At 70.4% G+C, this 20,020-nt stretch carries 15 protein-coding genes and 1 tRNA gene; 10 read left to right on the plus strand and 6 right to left on the minus strand.

Translation table 11 applies throughout. The features are described from left to right. Positions 1–77 precede the first annotated feature (77 nt). Positions 78–1,244: a globin domain-containing protein gene (locus AB0305_RS14825; RefSeq protein WP_364136586.1), complete on the plus strand. Its 1,167-nt coding sequence runs from the start codon at positions 78–80 to the stop codon at positions 1,242–1,244. 87 nt (positions 1,245–1,331) lie between these two features. Here the strand turns inward: AB0305_RS14825 and AB0305_RS14830 are convergent, their stop codons facing one another. Then, positions 1,332–3,167, minus strand: a complete 1,836-nt coding sequence (locus AB0305_RS14830) for a phosphoenolpyruvate carboxykinase (GTP) (RefSeq protein ID WP_364136584.1) — start codon at positions 3,165–3,167, stop codon at positions 1,332–1,334. A gap of 278 nt (positions 3,168–3,445) precedes the next feature. On the opposite strand from AB0305_RS14830, the gene AB0305_RS14835 reads away from it, so the two are divergent. The 5 genes from AB0305_RS14835 to AB0305_RS14855 all read left to right on the plus strand — a co-directional run bounded on the left by AB0305_RS14835 (position 3,446) and on the right by AB0305_RS14855 (position 8,702). Further along, positions 3,446–3,519, plus strand: a tRNA-Arg gene (locus AB0305_RS14835). Positions 3,520–3,735: 216 nt separating this feature from the next. Further along, a complete protein-coding gene (locus tag AB0305_RS14840; protein ID WP_364136582.1) occupies positions 3,736–5,190 on the plus strand; it encodes an NAD(P)/FAD-dependent oxidoreductase in 1,455 nt (484 codons plus the stop codon). A gap of 103 nt (positions 5,191–5,293) precedes the next feature. Continuing rightward, positions 5,294–6,040: an ABC transporter ATP-binding protein gene (locus AB0305_RS14845; RefSeq protein WP_364136580.1), complete on the plus strand. Its 747-nt coding sequence runs from the start codon at positions 5,294–5,296 to the stop codon at positions 6,038–6,040. Beyond that, positions 6,037–8,082, plus strand: a complete 2,046-nt coding sequence (locus AB0305_RS14850; RefSeq protein ID WP_364136578.1) for a YhgE/Pip domain-containing protein — start codon at positions 6,037–6,039, stop codon at positions 8,080–8,082. The genes AB0305_RS14845 and AB0305_RS14850 overlap by 4 nt, the downstream gene beginning before the upstream one ends. After that, entirely contained in the window at positions 8,079–8,702 is a 624-nt protein-coding gene (locus AB0305_RS14855; RefSeq protein ID WP_364136576.1) for a TetR/AcrR family transcriptional regulator, read from the plus strand. The genes AB0305_RS14850 and AB0305_RS14855 overlap by 4 nt, the downstream gene beginning before the upstream one ends. Before the next feature lie 665 nt (positions 8,703–9,367). Here AB0305_RS14855 and AB0305_RS14860 read toward each other — a convergent pair. The 5 genes from AB0305_RS14860 to AB0305_RS14880 form a co-directional block, all read right to left on the minus strand. Next, positions 9,368–10,495: an EamA family transporter gene (locus tag AB0305_RS14860; RefSeq protein ID WP_364136574.1), complete on the minus strand. Its 1,128-nt coding sequence runs from the start codon at positions 10,493–10,495 to the stop codon at positions 9,368–9,370. Positions 10,496–10,531: 36 nt separating this feature from the next. After that, a complete protein-coding gene (locus AB0305_RS14865; protein WP_364136572.1) occupies positions 10,532–11,155 on the minus strand; it encodes a hypothetical protein in 624 nt (207 codons plus the stop codon). Positions 11,156–11,266: 111 nt separating this feature from the next. After that, a complete protein-coding gene (locus AB0305_RS14870) occupies positions 11,267–11,794 on the minus strand; it encodes a histidine phosphatase family protein (RefSeq protein ID WP_364136570.1) in 528 nt (175 codons plus the stop codon). Positions 11,795–11,841: 47 nt separating this feature from the next. Beyond that, entirely contained in the window at positions 11,842–12,714 is an 873-nt protein-coding gene (locus AB0305_RS14875) for a winged helix-turn-helix domain-containing protein (protein ID WP_290256541.1), read from the minus strand. Between the two features lie 526 nt (positions 12,715–13,240). Beyond that, a complete protein-coding gene (locus AB0305_RS14880) occupies positions 13,241–14,260 on the minus strand; it encodes a hypothetical protein (protein ID WP_364136568.1) in 1,020 nt (339 codons plus the stop codon). 207 nt (positions 14,261–14,467) lie between these two features. On the opposite strand from AB0305_RS14880, the gene AB0305_RS14885 reads away from it, so the two are divergent. The 4 genes from AB0305_RS14885 to AB0305_RS14900 all read left to right on the plus strand — a co-directional run. Beyond that, on the plus strand, positions 14,468–15,208 hold the full coding sequence (locus tag AB0305_RS14885) for a response regulator transcription factor (protein WP_364136566.1): 741 nt from the start codon (positions 14,468–14,470) through the stop codon (positions 15,206–15,208). 3 nt (positions 15,209–15,211) lie between these two features. Next, positions 15,212–16,771 (plus strand): HAMP domain-containing sensor histidine kinase, encoded by a 1,560-nt coding sequence (locus AB0305_RS14890; RefSeq protein WP_364136564.1) that lies wholly within the window; start codon positions 15,212–15,214, stop codon positions 16,769–16,771. A 91-nt stretch (positions 16,772–16,862) separates the two neighbouring features. Continuing rightward, positions 16,863–18,338: a bifunctional glycosyltransferase family 2/GtrA family protein gene (locus AB0305_RS14895; RefSeq protein WP_364136562.1), complete on the plus strand. Its 1,476-nt coding sequence runs from the start codon at positions 16,863–16,865 to the stop codon at positions 18,336–18,338. Beyond that, positions 18,339–20,020, plus strand: a 1,682-nt coding sequence (locus tag AB0305_RS14900) for a glycosyltransferase family 39 protein (RefSeq protein ID WP_366173283.1), incomplete at its 3' end; no start/stop codon positions are given.

Raw genomic sequence — 20,020 nt, forward strand, 5'->3', positions numbered from 1 at the left:
TACTTGTATTTGAAATGCAAGTATCGACGCACAGGGTCCGTCTGAAGACGCCGGACCACTACCTCAGGAGTCAGCACATGCTCTCGGACAAGTCCTTCCCCGTCATCGAGGCCACCCTGCCGCTGGTCGGATCCCGCATCGGAGACATCACCCCCAAGTTCTACGCCCGGCTCTTCGGCGCACACCCGGATCTCCTCGACGGCCTCTTCAGCCGGTCCAACCAGCGCAACGGCAACCAGCAGCAGGCCCTCGCCGGGAGCATCGCCGCCTTCGCCAGCCACCTGGTGACCCACCCGGGCACCCTGCCGGAGACCGTCCTCTCCCGCATCGCCCACCGGCATGCTTCCCTCGGCATCACCGAACCGCAGTACCAAGTGGTCTACGAGCACCTCTTCGCCGCCATCGCCGAAGACCTGGCCGAGGTCATCACCCCCGAGATCGCCGAGGCATGGACTGAGGTGTACTGGCTGATGGCCGACGCGCTAATCAAGCTGGAGAAGGGTCTCTACGCCGCGCAGGCCAACGACGAGATGTGGACCCCGTGGCGGGTGGCAGCCAAGCGCCCCGCCGGCACCGGCTCCATGACTTTTGTCCTGGAACCCGCGGACAGCACCCCGGTCACGGCCGCGCTGCCCGGCCAGTACGTGAGCGTCAAGGTCACCCTTCCGGACGGCCTGCGCCAAGTCCGGCAGTACTCCCTCTCCGGCGACGCCGGGACCAGCCGCACCTTCACCACCAAGATCGACGACGGCGGTGAGGTCTCCCCCGTCCTGCACGGGCACGTCCAGGTCGGCGACATCCTCGAGATCTCGAACCCTTACGGCGAGATCACCCTCAAGGAGGGCGACGGCCCGGTGGTGCTGGCCTCGGCCGGCATCGGCTGCACGCCGTCGGCCTCGATCCTGCGCTCGCTCGCCGCCGCCGGCTCGGACCGCCGGGTGCTGGTGCTGCACGCCGAAAGCACCCTGGAGAGCTGGGCGCTGCGCTCCCAGATGACCGACGACGTCGAACGCCTCGACGGCGCCGAACTGCAGCTCTGGCTCGAACGTCCGGCGGCGGGAACCCCTGCCCGCGAAGGATTCATGAGCCTGCGCGAGGTGGACCTGCCCGCGGACGCATCCCTGTACCTGTGCGGTCCGCTTCCCTTCATGAAGAACATCCGCAACGAGGCGATCAACGCCGGGATCCCCGCCGCGAAGATCCACTACGAGGTCTTCGGCCCGGATATCTGGCTCGCCAACTAGGGCCCGGCCGTACCGGCTGCCCACCGTTAAACAGACGGCGGCCCCGCACCTCTCAAGGTGCGGCGCCGCCGTCGTGGTGCGGTAAGGCTAGGAGTGCGAGGCCATCCGGGCCTTGAGCGAGTCGAGTTCGGCGCGCAGGGCGTCGGGCAGCGAGTCGCCGAAGCGGCCGTACCACTCCTCGATCGAGGCCAGCTCGGTGTCCCATTCCTCACGGTCCACGCGGACTGCGTCCTCGACGTGGGCGTGGGTCAGGTCCAGGCCGGTCAGGTCCAGGGCGTCGCCGGAGGGGACGTAGCCGATGGGGGTCTCGACGGCGTCGGCCTTACCCTCGATGCGCTCGATGGCCCACTTGAGGACACGGGCGTTGTCGCCGAAGCCAGGCCAGGCGAAGCCGCCGTCGGCGGTGCGGCGGAACCAGTTCACCAGGAAGATGCGCGGCAGTCGCTCCGGGTTGGCCTTGCCCGAGACGCTGATCCAGTGCTTGAGGTAGTCACCGGCGTCGTAGCCCATGAACGGCAGCATGGCCATCGGGTCGCGGCGCAGCACGCCCACCTGGCCGGAGGCGGCCGCCGTGGTCTCGGAGGAAAGGGTAGACCCCATGAAGATGCCATTGGTCCAGTCGCGGGCCTCGGTCACCAGCGGCACCGTGGTCTTGCGCCGGCCGCCGAAGAGGATCGCGGAGATTTCGACACCCTCGGGGTTGTAGTACTCCTCGGCGAGCATGTCGACCTGGGAGATCGGGGTGCAGAAGCGCGAATTCGGGTGTGCGGCCGGCTTGTCGGAGTCCGGGGTCCAGTCGTTGCCCTGCCAGTCGGTCAGGTGCGCGGGCACCTCGTCGGTCATGCCCTCCCACCACACGCCGCCGTCGTCGGTGAGTGCGACATTGGTGAAGATGCTGTGGCCCTTGGCGATGGCGCGCATGGCGTTCGGATTGGTGCCCCAGCCGGTCCCGGGGGCGACGCCGAAGAGGCCGGCCTCCGGGTTGGTGGCGCGCAGCTCACCCTCCTTGCCGATCCGCATCCAGGTGATGTCGTCGCCGAGGGTCTCGACCTCCCAGCCCTCGATGGTGGGGTCGAGGAGGGCGAGGTTGGTCTTGCCGCAGGCGGACGGGAACGCCGCGGAGACGTAGTACGACTTCTTCTCCGGGGAGGTGAGCTTGAGGATGAGCATGTGCTCGGCCAGCCAGTCCTCGTCCCGGGCCATCACCGAGGCAATGCGCAGGGCGTAGCACTTCTTGCCCAGCAGGGCGTTGCCGCCGTAGCCGGAGCCGTAGGACCAGATGGAGCGCTCCTCGGGGAAGTGCACGATCCACTTTTCCGGGTTGCACGGCCAGGCGACGTCGGCCTGGCCCTCTTCCAGCGGCGCGCCCAGGGAGTGCAGGGCGGGGACGTAGAAGGCGTTGGTGGCGGTGATCTTGTCCAGTACCTTGGTGCCGATGGTCGCCATGATCCGCATGGAGGCGACGACGTAGGCGCTGTCGGTGATCTCGACGCCGAACTTGGGATCCTCGGCGTCGAGGTGTCCCATCACGAAGGGAATGACGTACATGGTGCGGCCGCGCATGGAGCCGCTGAATAGGCCGCGCAGCTTCTCCTTCATCTGCGACGGTTCCATCCAGTTATTGGTGAAGCCGGCGTCGCGCTCGTTCTCCGAGCAGATGAAGGTCTGTTCCTCGACCCGGGCAACGTCGGCGGGATCGGAGAACGCCGCGAAGGAGTTGGGGAACAGCTTTTCGTTCAGCCGGGTCAGGGTGCCGGCGGCAACGAGCTCGTCGGTGAGCCGCGTGTTCTCCTCTTCCGAACCATCAACCCAGTGGATCCGATCCGGCTGGGTCAGTTCGGCTACCTCTTCAACCCACGCCAGTAGACCGGCATGCGTGGTGGGTGCTTTCTCAAGCAGCGGCATGTTCGCCAGATCGCCCATTACGGTTCCCTTCTTCGGGTTCAGTGGTGTGTCCTAAATGCTAGGGGTCGGCGTAGATTCAGATTCGGGACTTATTGCGTCTTGACGGCGCCGGGCAAAAGCAAAAACCGCGACATTCCGCGGAATAGTAAGTCCAAGCGATGGTTTATTTGTGATCAAGGTCACATAGACCGGTCTAGTCGCGGAGATTACAGCGCCTTCGATTTGGTTCTGGCGGCCCACCTCGCGTAAAGTAATTCGAGGTTCGGGGGAGCGAGAAACTCCGAAGAGCCGAAGATGCGCCCATAGCTCAGCTGGATAGAGCGTCTGTCTACGGAACAGAAGGTCAGGGGTTCGAATCCCTTTGGGCGCACAGAGAAAAATCCGCACCGGTCCGCCGGTGCGGATTTTTTTATGCCCTCGGACTGCCGGGCCGCCTGAGCGACGGGCGCAGAGTTCCGGACGGGGGCGGGCGCTGTACGGGGCGCCGGGGTTCCGGAAATCCGCGGCGGAATCGGACCGGCGCCCCGGGTACGCGGCGCGCCCGTCCGGAACCGTAGCGCGGACCGCGCGGGGCTAGGCTGTTGCCATGACGGCGCAGATTGAACGGGAATTCGATGTCATCGTGATCGGCGCTGGCGCCGTGGGCGAGAACGTAGCGGAGCGGGTGGTCAAGGGCGGCCTCACCGCGGTCCTGATCGAGGCGGAACTGGTGGGCGGCGAGTGCTCCTACTGGGCCTGCATGCCGTCGAAGGCCCTGCTGCGGCCGGGCACCGCACTGCACGGAGCCCAGAGCGTCCCCGGCGCCGAAGAGGCGGTCACCCGGGTCCTGGACACCGACGCCGTCCTGAAACGCCGCGACTACTTCACCTCCAACTGGCAGGACGACAGCCAGGTCGAGTGGGTGGAGAACACGGGCATCGAACTGATCCGCGGCCACGGCTGGCTTACCGGCGAGCGCCGGGTGGAGGTGGCCGGCCTCGACGGCAACAGCTACGCCCTCTCCGCCACCCGCGCCGTCGTCATCGCCACAGGGTCCCGTCCCAGCATTCCGCCGATCGAGGGCCTGGACGACGTCGACTTCTGGACCACGCGGGAGGCCACCTCCGCCCACGAGATCCCCGAGCGCCTGGGCGTCCTGGGCGGCGGCGTGGCCGGCACCGAACTGGCGCAGGCCTTCGCCCGACTGGGCTCCTCCGTGACCGTGGTGGCCCGCGGCGCCCTGCTCGGGACCTACCCGCAGGAGGCGGCGGACCTGGTCAAGGCCGGCCTGCGGGCCGACGGCGTCGAGATCCACGTCAACACAGCTACCAAGAGCGTCGCCACCAACGACGACGGCTCCCTCACCCTGGAGACCGGCGGCGGCACCGTCACCGTGGACAAGCTCCTCGTGGCCACCGGCCGCCACCCCGCATTGGAGGGGCTCGGCCTGGAGAGCGTGGGCCTGGCCGCCGAAGACGGCAAGGACCTGACACTGCGCACCGACGCAACCGGCCTGGTGCACGACGCGCAGGGCAACGCCGCCGGACCCTGGCTTTACGCCGTGGGCGACGCCGCCGGCAAGGTGATGCTGACCCACCAGGGCAAGTACGAGGCCCGCGCCACCGGCGACGCGATCGCCGCCCGCGCCGACGGCTCCCTGATCGGTGACCCGGCCCCGTGGAGCCGCTACGCCCAGACCGCCGACGAGCATGCCGTTCCCAATGTGGTCTTCACCGACCCGGAGCTGGCCAGCGTCGGTCGCAGCCTGGAGCAGGCGAAGAAGGACGGCTACACGGCGACCTCGGTGGAGCTGCCGATCGAGGTGGCGGGTTCGTCCCTGCACTCGGAGCATTACAAGGGCTGGGCACAGCTGGTGGTGGACGAGGACCGCCGGATCCTCCTGGGAGCCACCTTCGCCGGGCCGGACGTGGCGGAGCTGCTGCACGCCGCCACGATCGCCGTCGTGGGCGAGGTGCCGCTGGACCGGCTGTGGCACGCCGTCCCCTCCTACCCGACCGTCAGTGAGGTGTGGCTGCGGCTGCTTGAGAGTTACGGGCTGTAGCCGCCTGGGGAACCGGGCCTGTTCCGTTCCCCACATCTATTTGAACTGACCGGTCAGTTTAGTTAGCCTTGAAGCAGACAACTTCTGCGAAAGGCTCCTCTCCGTGCTCAGCGTTCACCAGCTCTCCGTCAAGGGCCGACGCGTCCCGCTGCTCCCGCCCACCTCACTGCAGGCCTCCCGCGGCGAGCTGCTGCTCGTCACGGGCGACCGCCAGGACCAGCGCACCGCCCTGGCCCTGACCCTCTCCGGGCGGATGAAGCCCTCAGCGGGCACCGTCGAGTGGGACCGCCACGGCCGGATCAAGCAGCTGCGGCAGCGTGCCGCCGTCGTCGACGCCCCGGGCGTGAACGAACCCGAGCCGCACCTGAGCGTCCGCGACCTGGTGACCGAGGACCTCGCCCTGGTCCCCCGCCGGTACCGCGGCGCGCTGCTCAGCACGCCATGGCTGAAAGTCAACCGGTTCGAGGACATCGCCGGCGCCTGGGCCGATGACCTGGCCGCCGACCGCCGGCTGGAGCTCCTGACCGCGCTGGCGCTGGCCAACCCGCGGACGGACCTGCTGGTGGTGGACTCCCCCGACCGCCACAGCGGCGATCCCGCGGACTGGCTGCCCCGGCTCGAGGAGCTGGCGTACGACGCCGGCCGGCCGCTCGCCGTCGTCGCCACCGTCGCCGCCGTCCCCGCCGGCTGGACCGGTCCAGTCACCGCGATCGGCAACGCCGCTCCCGCCGTCGAAGCCGCAGAGGGTGCCGAACAACCCGAAGACCCCCAGACACCTTTCCCCGCCGGGGACCCCGCCGCAGCGCCGGCCCCCGCCGAACCCGTCGTTGAAACCGAGGACATCCGATGACCGTCTTGCGGCTGGCCCGCTCCGAACTCAAGCGCATGACCGGTGGCCTGCTCCCGAAGCTGACCATCCTGGCCCTGACCCTGGTGCCGCTGCTCTACGGGGCGGTGTACCTCTACGCCAACTGGGACCCGTACGGGAAGCTGAACCAGATCGACGCCGCCCTGGTGGTCGAGGACAGCGGCGCCACCACCGCCGACGGCTCCCGCCTGGACGCCGGCCACAAGGTCGCGGACAGCCTGCTGGAGGCCCACAATTTCAACTGGCAGCAGGTCTCCAGCTCGGCGGACGCGGACGAGGGTGTCAGCAGCGGCAAGTACGCGTTCGCCCTGAAGATTCCCCGCGACTTCTCGACCAATCTGGCCTCCCCCGGCAGCTTCGACGCGGCGAACCAGGCCATGCTGAACGTCACCACCAACGACGCGAACAACTACCTGCTCAGCACCATCGTCGATAAGCTGACGACGGCGGTCCACAGCACGGTCGCCAAGGAGGTGGGTGAGGAGACCGCCAACAAGCTGCTGACCGGTTTCGGCACCATCCACTCGCAGATGCTCAAGGCCTCCGACGGCGCGCACAGCCTCGCCGACGGTGTCTCCTCGCTGCACACCGGCGCGGCCTCCCTGCACGAGGGCACCGGATCCCTCCGGAGCGGGGCCGCCGAACTGGCGGCCGGGCAGCACAAGCTGCTCGACGGTGCGAACGCCCTCAACAGCGGCGCCGGGCAGCTCTCCTCCGGGCTGGGGCAGCTCAAAGACAAGACCGCCACCCTGCCGCAGGACTCGCGGCAACTGGCCGACGGTGCCGCCCAGGTGGCCGCCGGAAACGCAGCGCTCAACGCCAAGGTCCAGGGCCTGGCCGGGCAGATGGCCGCCGCCGACCAGGCCGCCGCCCAGGCCGAGCGCGCCAAGGTGGCGGAGTCGACGGCCCGCATGGTGGCCTCCGGGTTGATGCTCCAGCCCCAGGCCGACGCGCTGATGGCCGACTACGACGCCCATAACACCCGGGCCCCTTCCGGCGCGGCCGCCGCCCTGAAGGGCGCCGCCGGGCAGATCCAGCAGCTTGCCGATGGTTCAGCCGCCGTCAGTGCGGGCGCCGCAAAGCTGGCCGGGGCGACGCCGGCCCTCACCGGCGCCGTCGGGAAGGCATCCGCCGGCGCCGACCAGCTCGCCAGCGGCTCCGCCGCCCTGGCCAGCGGGGAACAGAACGCCGCGGCCGGAGCGGACAAGCTCTCCGAGGGCGCGGCACAGCTCGACGACGGCGCTGCGCAGCTGGACAGCGGCTCCGCCCAGGCGGCCGACGGCGCCGGCACCCTGGCCGGGGAAATCGCCAAGGGCGCGGGGCAGGTCCCGAACCCGGACGACTCCCAGAAGAACAGCCTGGCCAAGGTCATCGCCGATCCCGTAGCCGTCAGCAACGTCTCCCAGGCCAAGGCCGGCTCCTACGGTGCAGGGCTCGCGCCCTTCTTCCTGACCCTGGCCCTGTGGATCGGCATCTTCATGCTGGTCCAGGCCATGCGCCCGATCACGCAGCGCGCCCTGGCCTCCAACGCGCCGTCGTGGAAGATCGCCGCCGGCGGCTGGCTGCCGTTCCTGACGGTCGCGGCCGTCCAGGCCAGCCTGCTCACGCTGGTGGTGGACGTGGGACTGGGCCTGAACCCGGTCCACCCGGTGCTGATGTGGGTGCTGATGCTGGCCGCGGCGATGGCATTCAGCGCCATCATCCAGGGCATCGTGGCGCTGCTGGGCACCCCCGGCAAGCTGGTGGTCCTGATTTTGCTGGTCCTGCAGCTTGTCTCCTCCGGCGGCACGTTCCCGTGGCAGACCACCCCCGAGCCGCTGCACGTGGTGCACCAGGTCCTGCCGATGGGCTACGTGGTGGGCGGCATGCGCCACTTGATCTACGGCGCCGACCTGGCCGGGATCGTGCCCGTGATGCTGGGGCTGGTTGGCTACACTGTGCTGGGATTGGCGATGTCCGCCGTCGCCGTCCACAAACACAAGTTCTGGACGCTCAAGACCCTGAAACCGGAGATCGCGGTATGACCAGCAACGTCACCGAGGCCGGGGACAAGAAGCTCCGGCCCGGTCGCACCGGGGCCACCAAGCAGAAGCTGTTCGAGGCCTCCATGGAGCTGATCGGCGAACGCGGCGCGGCCGGTGTGACGGTGGATGAGATCGCCGCCGCCGCGGGGGTGTCCAAGGGCACGGTCTACTACAACTTCGGCAGCAAGTCGGACCTGATCGCGCAGCTGCTGCGGTACGGCGTGGACATCCTCATGACGCGGCTGCTCAGCGTCAAGGACGAGGCCGACGACCCGCTGCTGGCGATGGACGCGATGATCGGCCAGGCGATGGACTTTATGGCCGATTACCCCTCCTTCGCCCGCCTCTGGGTCAGTGAGAACTGGCGCACCCCCAGCGAGTGGCAGGACACCTTCGCCGAGCTCCGCGGCCGCCTCCTGGGCGTGATCCGGGCCTCGATCGAGGCCGTGGCCGCCCGCTACCCCGTCGATCCGGACATCTCCCGCGGCAGCCTGGAGACCGCGATCTTCGGCGCCTGCTTCGTCGTGGGCCTGGACCGGCAGACCTACAACCCGGAGCGGACCCGAGAACAGAGCGTCGCCGCGATCATGGCCAGCATGCGTGGCTACGTCCTGAAGTAGCCCCGCTCGGGGATGATGGATTCCATGCGCCACATGGGGAGAAGCGGGAAGACCGCCATCGGAGCCGCCCTCGCGGCGCTGGCCCTGCTGGTGCTGGCCGGATCCACCCTCAACGGGACGGTGGCGCTGTGGTTCCTTGCGGCCGCAGCGCTGGCCTACGTGGCATGCGTGACCGAGGTGCTGGTCCGGCGCCGGCACAAGACTCTGCTGGCCAGCGGCGTGGGCAGTGTCCTCTTCATCGCGTTCGGCATCGCCTTCCTGCGCCAATGGGGGCTCGCGTTCAACCCGGACCCGGAGGCCATCTCCACGAAGGTCGACGCCGACCACCCGGATCTGTATTTCTACCTCTCGGCCCTCTCGGGCGCGGTGACGCTGCTGCTGCTGATCGCCGGCACGGTACTACCCGGGCGGCGCCCGGCTCCGGGAATCCGGGCCGGCGGCCGGCCCGCCGCGCGGAATGCTTCAGGGACCGGCGGCCGTGCGGGAACGGCCCAGCGCCGGCCCGCGGCGCGTCCGTCACGGCCTTCGACGGCGGTTCCGCGGCAGGCACCCGCCCGCCAGGGTGCGGCGCGTCCGGCGGCAGCGGGACAAGGCGCCGCACGGCAACCGGCGTCGTCACGGCAACCGGCCCGGCAGCCGGCCGCACGCCAGGCGACGTCCCCCCGTCAGTCGACCGCCCGGCCCGCTGCCCGTCCTGCCGCCAAACCGTCGGCGCAGAAGTCTGCCGGGTCCAAGTCCTCCGGCTCCACGTCGTCACGTTCCACATCGTCCGGTTCCCCAGCGTCGGCACCCAGGGCTTCGGGAGCCAAGGCCGGGGCCAAGGCGCCCTCCGCGGCGAAAGGCGCCGGCACGGCCGGCACGGCAGCCCCGCGCCCGGGGTCAGCGGCCGCTCCGGGCCGGTCCGCCACCCGGCGCTGAGCCGGACCGTTCCGTCCGCGCAGCACCGCCGTGGCCACCCCGGCCAGCAGCAGCAGCCCGCCGGCGATCTCCGCGGCTGACGGCCGCTCCGACAGCACCAGCCAGGCGGCGGTCATTCCCACCACAGGTACCAGCAGGGTGAAGGGCACCACCGCGGAGGAGGGATAGAGACCCAGCAGCCGGTTCCAGATGCCGTACCCGATCAGCGAGCCGAAGACCGCGGTGTACAGCGCAGTGATCAGGGTGACCGGCTGGACCTGGAGCAGCGCGTCGGACACGGCGGCCGGGCCGTCCAGGAGGAGCGAAAGGCCGGCCAGCGGCAGCGGCACCACCGCCCCGGACCAGACCACCAGGCCCAGGCCGGAGGCGGCCTTTGCCCGCCGCACCACCACGTTGCCGCCGGCCCAGGAGAGCGCGGCCGCGAGCACGATCAGCAGGGGCAGCAGCGGGGCCACCAGGCTGCGGCCCACCGCCACCACCGCCAGGCCCACGATGCCCAGGATCACGCCGGCGAGCTGCCGCCGGGTGGGCCGCTCGGACAGAATGCCGGCGGCCAGCAGGACGGTCATCAGGACCTGTGCCTGGATGACCAGGGAGGCCAGGCCGGCGGGCATGCCGAGGGCCATCCCCAGGTAGAGCAGGCCGAACTGGCCGGCGCTCATCAGCAGCCCGACAACGATGATCACCCGCCAGCTGACGTCCGGTTTCCGAATGAAGAAGATGCAGGGGAACACCACCAGGGCAAAGCGCATCGCGACGAAGAGCAGGGGCGGCATGGTTCCCCCGGGCGGGTGCAGGCCGAGGTCGATGGCGACGAAGTTGACGCCCCAGAGCAGGGCCACCAGCAGGGCAAGGGCCGAGTGCCGGGGGCTCATCGGGCGGCCTTGATGACGGTGGCGCCCGCGGTGGCCTCAGAGATTGCGTGGCCGCTCGCCGTGCGCCGGACCGGCGTCGTGACGGACATCGGGCGCTTGAGCGCGCGCGGCGTCGACCCCGGCGGTGTCGCCGTCGAGGCGCTCCCCGACCGGGCGCTCCCCGACCGGGTGCTCCCCCGTGGTCCGCTCCCCCGCGGCACGCTCGGCAGCCGCGTGCGCGCCGTTCGGATGCGTGCCGGCTTCTTCCCGGTCATCGGCGGTCCCGCGGTGACTCCGGTCCCGGCGGAGTTGGCCGGTGTCCGGGGCAGGCTCCTGCCCGCGCCGGGAGGAGTCGACGTCGGGGTCCACCTCGTCCGCCTTACGCAACTGTTCCTCGGCGCCGGCACGCACGGACGCGGCCTGTTCCTGGGTGCCGCGCGCCTGCTGGCGGAGGCGCTCTGCCTCGACCTCGGCGGCCTTCGCATCCGCCTCCGCGCGGGCGGCCTTGGCCTCATGTTCCTTCGCGGCGAGCTGATCCGCTTCCGCCTTTTCGCGCATCTCTGCCGCACGGTTGCGGTCCGCTTCCGTCCGGCGCTTCCGGCTGATGCTGACCGCCACCGCAATGATCGCCAGCACGACAACAATGCCGACGATAATCCCCACGAGCTGTCCTGAATCCACGTTGATCCACCTTTCCTCGGTTGCCTTGCCTGCCGGCCGCAGTGCGACTGCCCCGACAGGCCCAGTAAACACCACCACCTGATGCCTGACTATGGCACGGCGCACCGACAGTCAGCGGGCGCGCGGCACCGTGAAGTGGGTCAGCCGGGCATCCTGGCCGTCCAGTTCGGCCCAGGGCTTCTCGGTCTCCAGTACCGTCAGGCCGCTGGTGGGGTAGCGGGTGGCCGCGTCCATGTAGGCGTCGTGGTTCGAGTCACGGGAGGCCAGGTGCATGGCCAGGTCCTGCACGCCGGGCATGTGGGAGACGACCATCAGCGTGGAAACGGTGTCCGGGACGTGGTTGATCACTGAGAGCATGGCCAGCGCGGATGCCCCATACAGGCCCGGTTCGAGTTTGGGGGTGGGGGCCTTGTCGCCCAGTTCGCTGCACACCCAGGTGCAGGTCTGCCGGGTACGCAGGGCACTCGAGCAGAGGATGAAGTCGGGGACGACGCCGTGCTTCAGCAACCATGCGCCGGCCACGGGCGCATCCCGGTGGCCGCGCTCTTCCAGCGGCCGGTCGTGGTCCGCCACGCCGCCCGGCCAGTCGGCCTTGGCGTGGCGCATGATCACGAGGCGTCGGAGGTGGTGCTGGCTCATGGGCCAAGCCTAGCCGGAGGCACCGCCGCGGCGGTGCCTCCGGGGCGCTAGATGGAGTATTCCGGAGCGGCCCAGACGACGACCTCGGGGTGCTCGTAGAAGCGGTAGCCCTGGCCGCGGACCGTGCGGACCGTGTTCGCCAGGCGGCCGAGCTTCGAGCGGAGACGGCGGATGTGCACGTCGATGGTGCGCTCGTTGGGGACCTCTTCGGCGTTCCGCCACAGGCCCTCGAGGAGTTCGTCGCGGCCGACGGTGCGGGTGCCGTTCTCCACCAGGTAGTTCAGCAGTTCGAATTCTTTGAACGTCAGGTTCAGCGATTCGCCGTCGAGCGCCACCTCGCGGCGGGCCAGGTCGATCAGGACGCCGGACGGGCGCGGTTCCTGGGCCTGCTGCAGGCGGGCGGTTTCGGCGCGCTGGCGGGCGGCACCGGCGGTGGGGTCACCGAAAGTGGAGCGGACGACGTCGAGCGCGGACCCCGGAGCGGAGGCCGGGGCGACGGCGACGGCGGCGTAGCTCTCCGCGCCGGCCACCAAGGACTGGGCGTAGGCGCGGATTTCCTGGGCCAGCTTGGCGATGGAGGTCCCGGCGGCGGCGGCGGTCTCCTCGTCGATGCCCATGTAGAGGACGAATCCGCGGGCGACGTTGTCGGAGGGCACCGGGCGGACGGGGGCCTCACCGGCGGCGATGACCGGGGTGGGGGCGGTGGCGGGTGCGGAGTCGGCCGCGGGGACGGCGCGCAGCTGTCCGTACGAGGTGGGGTTGTAGCCCTGCGCCGCGTAGCCGGGGGCGGGGTAGCTGGTGCCGGATCCCGCCGGGCCGAAGCTGGGGCGGCCGCCGAAGCCCTGGCGGATACCGGAGGCCTGGCCGGCCTTGGCGGCGTTTCGAACGGAGATGTGGACGTATCCGGATGCAACTGACATGGAATGCTTACCTCAATGTGAATGGCCGTCATCGCGGCTCGAATGCTGGGTCCCCGCAATGAAACTGGGGAGGGCGCCCGACTCTGGGCTGGGGGCGAATGCCTATAAACGTTCTGGGGTGGAGAAGTTAGGCGTGCATTCGACAACAGCGCATCTCAGTACCAGCTGGTGCGCTGATCCCGGAAACTGCGGCTGCAGGTGCTGTTGAGTTCTTGTTCACAGTTGAAGTGTGCAACGTAACAAAGCGAACTAGCAAGTAACAATGGACCTGAAAGTCCGCATAGTGAGACGAATGCGGCGATTGTCGCGCATATCACAATTCTACGGGACGACGAATTGGCGACTCCTGAGCCCTCGATGAACTAAATGAGAGCCCGCATTCGAATATTATTCGAATGCAGGCTCTCATTCAGTGATTGCGTTCGGGTTGATGGCCGCGGATGGAATTCCGCCCACGGCAGGCCCTCCGGTCGAAGTGTCCACAGAGTGGTCACCCTCGAAGGGGCTCTCCTGGGGGCCGGACCTCCTAGTTCGACTGTCCGGGGTCGGCTTGGCCGCCGTCCGGGCCCCCCGGCTGGCCGCCGCCTGCTTGGCCGTCCCCCGGCTGCCCCGTGCCGGTGGCCGTCGCCGCCACCAGCATCACGGACTTCGCCGAGTAGCCGGACCCGTCCTTGGTGGCGGTCAGCCTCACGGTAGCCCCGGAGACGATGTCCGCCACACTGAGCTGGGTCCCGGTTGAACCGGTACCGCCGGACTGCTGGCGGCGCTGCTGCATATTGCTCACCGTCACCCCGTCGCCCAGGACATAGCTGCGGGTGAAGCCGTCGGCGCTCTTGACCGTGACCGACGTCGAGCTGACCTCGGTCACCGTGCCCAGCTGTTCGGCCATGGAGGTGTAGGTGGTGCCGTCGAGGACGACGTACTCGGCGTGCACGGCCGCGGAGAGGCCCCCGGCCATTCCGCCCAACCCGTCCGGGCCGAAGCCGCCGCGGCCCGACGCCGAGCCCCCGGTTTGGCCGCCCTGCTGGCCACCGGGCATCCCCTGGCCGTTGAACTGCGGGCCGCCCGCCGCTGCGCCGTCCCCGCTGGCCGCGGCCGAGCTGGAGGTCAACGCGTAGACACCGGCGCCGGCGCCGACTGCGATCACGGCGGCCACCCCGCCGGCGGCGAGGCCGCGCCGGACGGTCCATGGCTTATCCGCCTGGGTACCCGCGGCCCGGCCGGCAGGCGCGCCCCACCCGGGGGCCGCCTGGGCCGGAGCCGCCTGGGCCGGGTACCCCGCAGGGCCCGGCTGGGCAGGCTGGTCCGGTTGGGCAGGATGCGCTGCTCCGGAATGGGCGGCTGTGTCGGGGTACGACGGCGCGCCCCACCCCGGCACGGATTCCGGCTGCGGCGCGGACTGCCGGGGCGCAGATTCCTGCTGCGGCGCCGTCACCGGCTGCGGGGCCGAGACCGGACGCGGCGTGGTCCCCGGCAGCGGGGAGGTGTCCGGGTTGTGGCCGCCGTCGGCAGGCTGCGGGATCTCTTCGGGCTGCTGGTGGTTCATGCTGTTCTCCTGGCTCGGAAGGTGGGGCTGTTTCCACCAGCGTGGGCAGGCAGGCTGTGCCGGGGCTGTGAGGTCTTCCAGCCCCGCCTGTGATCCGCTCGAAGCCCCGGCCTGCCCCGGCAGCGCCCAGCTGGGTAGGCTGGGATTCACAGGTGCCGCACAGGATCCCCAAAGCCGCACCTAATCGGCAGAACGGAGAGTCGAACCATGGCCTCGTCGCACTCCATGACCAACAACCTTCCGCAGCTGACCCACCCGGACGGCTCCCCCATCCGCGCCCTGGTGGTGGATGACGAACCCAGCCTCTCCGAGCTGATGAGCATGGGCCTGCGAATGGCAGGCTGGTCCGTGGCGGTGGCCGCGGACGGCCCGGAGGCGGTCAAGCTGGCCAAGGACTTCCGGCCCGACGTGCTGGTACTGGACGTCATGCTCCCCGGATTCGACGGCGTCGAACTCCTGAGCCGGATCCGCACCTTCGCGCCCGAGGTCCCGGCGCTGTTCCTCACCGCCAAAGACGCCGTGCAGGACCGCATCACCGGCCTCGCCGCCGGCGGGGACGACTACGTCACCAAGCCCTTCAGCATGGAGGAAGTCCTGCTGCGCCTGCACCGCCTGGTCCAGCGCTCCGGCGTGGCCGCCATGGACACCGCCGAGCTCGTCGTCGGGGACCTGGTCCTGAACGTGGACACCCGGGACGTGACCCGCGCCGGCGAGGAACTGCACCTGACGGCCACCCAGTTCGAGCTGCTGCGGTACCTGATGGAGAACCCCAAGCGGGTCATCAGCAAGGCCCAGATCCTGGACCGCGTCTGGGACTACGACTTCGGCGGCCAGGCCAACATCGTGGAGCTCTACATCTCCTACCTGCGCAAGAAGATCGACGCCAACCACGCCCCGATGATCCACACCGTCCGCGGCGCGGGCTACGTCCTGAAACCGGCGGACTGATCCGTGCCCACTCTCTCCGGTGTCACGCCGGCCCCCGGGCATGACTGGCGCAACCCCTCCACCTGGCACCTTCGCACCCGCCTGGTGCTCGTGGCCATGGCCTTGCTGGTGACCATCTGCGGCGCGGTAGGCGTCTTCAGCTACGTGTCCATGGACTCGTTCCTGACCCATCAGCTGGACGAACAACTCGGCGCTGCCGCTCACCGTTCCAACGAATTCGGCCGCCCGGACTCCGGCAGCCCGGGCGGGCGTCCGGACCCGCTGGAGGCAAAGGGGCAGGGCATCGGCACACTGAACGCCCGGGAGCAGAACGGCAGGATTGCCAGCGCCGGGTTCCTCGCCGGCGATGCCACCCGCAAGAGCCTCTCCGCGGACGACAACGCGGTGCTGCTGGGCCTCACCCCCAACGCCGCGCCCGTGAACCGCACGCTCTCCGCCGGAGCGTACCGGCTGATCGCCACCCAGACGCAGTACGGGGACATCATCGTCACGGGCCTGCCCTTGGAGGAAAAGCAGAACACGCTCGGGTCCCTCGTCGGCACCCTCGCCGCGGTGTCCGCCGGCGGACTGGTGCTGATCGGCCTGATCGGCACCGCGCTGATCCGGCGCACCATGGAGCCGCTGGAGAAGCTCTCCGAAGTGGCCACGAAGGTTTCGCGCCTGCCGCTCGACGCCGGCGAGGTGGCGTTGGGCGTGCGCGTCCCGGCGTCGGCCGCGCACCCCGGTACCGAGGTGGGCAGCGTGGGCCACGCGCTGAATCAGATGCTGGACAACGTCTCGAACGCGCTGCAGGCCCGGCAGGAGAGCGAGATGAAGGTGCGCCAGTTCGTCGCGGATGCCTCGCACGAGCTGCGCACCCCGCTGACCGCCATCCGCGGCTACACGGAGTTGATGCGGATGACCGAGCACTTCACCCCCGACGGCGAGAAGTCGCTGGCCCGGGTGCAGAGCCAGTCGGAGCGGATGACCGCCCTGGTGGAGGACCTGCTGCTGCTGGCCCGGCTGGACGAGGGGCAGCCGCTGAAGATGGCCGACGTCGACCTCACCCAGCTGGCCGTCGAAACGGTCAGCGACGAGAAGGTCATGGCCCCGGACCGGAGCTGGAAGCTGGACCTGCCCGAGGAGCCCGTGGTGGTGCGCGGCGACACCACGGCCCTGCACCAGGTCCTCGCGAACCTGCTCTCCAACGCCCGCAAACACACTGATCCCGGCACCACCGTGGTCACCCGGGTGATGCGGTCCGCCGACGGCAGCGCCGTGGTGTCCGTGACCGACGACGGCGCAGGGATCGCCCCCGAATTCCTGGGCAAGGTCTTCGCCCGGTTCGCCCGCGCCGATGCCTCCCGCGCCAACCCCGCCGAACGTGCGGGGGCCCGGGGCGCGGCGGGTGCAGGTGCGGGGCCGGGGGCAATCGCGACCGCGACGGCGGTGCAGGGCACCAGCGGGCTGGGCCTGTCGATCGTGCAGTCGATCGTGGCGGCGCACGGCGGGACCGTGGAGGTCAGCTCGCGTCCGGGCCGGACGGAATTCGCGGTCCGGCTGCCGGCGGCACCGCCCGCCTGACGCACCCCTCTGACGCACCCGCGCGGACTTCCACAGCAGGCACACAGCATTCCCCCAATCCCCTCATACCGGGGGCCGGGACAGTGGAGGCATGACTTCCACAGACCAGGCACCAGGTACCCTGTCCCGTTCCGGGCCGGCCCCCGCCGGCACCCAGTCTGACGCGCCGGCATCCGTCATCAGCGTCGGCCCGGCAGCTTCGACCCCGGCAGCGCCGCTCCCGGCGGCGCTGACCGGCGTCGGCCGCCGCCGATCGCCGATCGAGACCCTGTCAGCGGTGCCGGTACTGGACGTCACCATCCCCGTCTTCAACGAGGAACGCGACCTCGAAGCCTGCCTGCGCCGGCTCCACGCCTACCTGCTGGGCTCCTTCCCGCACCCGTTCCGGATCACCGTGGCGGACAACGCCAGCACCGATTCGACGCTGCAGACCGCCGAGCGCGTGGCCCGCGAATTGCCGGAGGTCGCCGTCGTGCACATGGCCGAAAAGGGCCGCGGCAATGCGCTGCGCCGGGTCTGGCTCGCGTCGCCGTCGCCCGTCCTGGCGTACATGGATGTGGACCTCTCAACGGACCTGGCCGCGCTGGGACCGCTGTTGGCCCCGCTGATCTCCGGTCACTCGGACCTGGCGATCGGCACGCGCCTGACCCGCAATTCCCGCGTCATCCGGGGCCCGAAGCGGGAATTCATCTCGCGCAGCTACAACTTCCTGCTGCACTCGCTCCTCGGCGCGCACTTCAGCGACGCCCAGTGCGGGTTCAAGGCCATCCGGGCCGACATCGCCCGGGAACTGCTACCGCACACTCTGGACAACGCCTGGTTCTTCGACACCGAACTGCTGGTGCTCGCCGAACGCTGCGGACTCCGGGTGCATGAGGTCCCGGTGGACTGGACCGACGATCCGGACTCCAGCGTCGACATCGTCCAGACGGCGGCCGCGGACCTGCGCGGCATGGCCCGCCTCAGCCGCGACCTGGTGTCCGGCAAGATCCCCGTCCCGGAACTGCGCGCCGCGCTGGCCCGCGGCCCGCTGCCGGCGTCCTCCCGCGGACCGGAACAAAGCCCCGGCGGCAGCCTCTTCGGGCAACTGGTCCGGTTCGGCAGCATCGGCGTCGCCTCCACCCTGGCCTACCTGCTGATCTTCCTGGCCTGCCGCGGAGTCATGGACCCGCAGCTGGCGAACTTCCTGGCGCTGCTGATCACCGCCGTGGCCAACACCGCGGCCAACCGGCGCTTCACCTTCGGCATCCAAGGCAGCAGTTATGCGGCCCGCCACCACTTCGAGGGCCTGCTGGTTTTCGGGCTGGGGCTCGGCCTGACGTCCGGGGCGCTGCTGCTGGTGCACGGGGCCTCCGGCGGTACCCCCGACCGCTGGGTGGAACTGGCCACGGTCACCGCGGCCAACCTCGCGGCCACCGCCGTGAAATTCCTGCTCTTCCGGCTGGTGGTGTTCCGGGCCCGCCCCGGAACCGCAGCCCCGCCCGCGCCCGGCACCCCGGTCCCCGCGCATGGCACCCCGGCGCAGTCCGCCGCCACAGCGTCCCTCCCCACAGAAACGGCCCGATAAATGACCGCCACCCTCAGCCCCGCCGACGGGACCCGGCCCTCCGGCCCGCTCCCCCGCACCGACTCGCCGGTGCCGGCCGCCTCGTCCGATACCCCCGATTCCTCCGCTTCGCGCCGCCGGCGCCTGCTGTTCGGTGACCAGCCGCGCTGGGTCCGGCCCTCGGCCGCCCTGCTGCTCATCGGGACCGCTGTGCTCTACCTGTGGAACCTCGCGGCCACCGGCTACGGCAACACCTTCTACGCCGCGGCCATCCAGGCCGGCACCAAGGACTGGACCGCCCTGCTGTTCGGCTCCCTTGACGCCGGCAACGCCATCACCGTGGACAAGCCCCCGGCCGCCCTCTGGATCCCTGCCCTGGCCGGCCGGATCTTTGGCTTCTCCCCGCTCAGCATGCTGGTGCCGCAGGCCCTCATGGGCGTGGCCGCCGTCGGGCTCCTGTACCTGACCCTGAAGCGGGTCTCCGGTCCGGCCGCGGGCCTGGTGGCCGGCGGGGCCTTGGCGCTCACGCCCGTGGCGGCCCTGATGTTCCGCTTCAACAACCCCGACGCCATGCTGACCCTCTGCCTGGTGCTCGCGGCGTACCTCACCACCCGGGCGATCGAGAAGGCCGGCTGGGGCTGGCTGGCCGCGGCCGGTGCGGTGATCGGCCTGGCGTTCCTGAGCAAGATGCTGCAGGGCTTCCTGATCGTGCCGGGCCTGGGCCTGGCCTACCTTTGGGCCGCCCCGGTCAGCCTCCGGCGCCGGCTGCTGCACCTGCTGGGCGCGGCCGCCGGAATCCTGGTGGTGGCCGGCAGCTACGTGGCGCTGTTCCAGTTGACCCCGGCGTCGGCCCGTCCGTACATGGCCGGCTCCACGACCAACAGCTTCCTCGAACTGACCTTTGGCTACAACGGCCTGGGCCGGATCACCGGGTCCGGCGAGGGCAGGCCGGGCGGCTCTGCGGGCTTTGGCGGGGCAACTGACCTTGGCGGCGCGGCCGGCGCTGCCGGGGCAGCCGGCGGCGCCGGCGCGGGTGGCTTTGGCGGGAACGCCAGCTTCGGCGGGGCCGCCGGGATCGCCCGGATGTTCGGCACCAGTTTCGGCGGCGAGGTGTCCTGGCTGTTGCCCGCGGCGCTGATCCTCCTGCTGGCCGGCCTGTGGTTCACCCGGCGCGAGGCCCGGACCTCCGCGACCCGTGCGGCCCTGCTGCTCTGGGGCGGCTGGCTGGTGGTCACCGCGGGCATCTTCAGCTTCATGAGCGGCATCGTGCACCCGTATTACGCGGTGGCGCTGGCCCCCGCGGTCGCGGCCCTCGTGGGCCTGGGCGGCGTGCAGCTGTGGCGCGGCCGGTCCTTCTGGCCGGCGCGGCTGGTCCTGGCGGTCACGGTGCTGGCGACCTCGATCTGGTCCGCGGTGCTGCTGGGCCGGGATCCGTCGTGGCTGCCCTGGCTGCGGGTGGCCGTGGTGATCCTCGGTGTCCTCGCCGCGGCGGCGCTGATGTTGCAGCTTGACCGGCTGCGGGCCATTCCCGCCGCGCTCCGCAAGGCGGCCACCGCCGGCGTCGTCATCCTCACCCTGCTGGCCGGCGGCCTGGGCACGGCGGCGTGGACGTTCGCGACGGCGGCCCAGCCGCACTCGGGTTCGATCCCGACCGCCGGGCCCACGGGCTCCGCGATGGGCGGTTTCGGGGCGGCCGGCCGGAC

This window comes from Arthrobacter sp. NPDC080086, assembly GCF_040702285.1.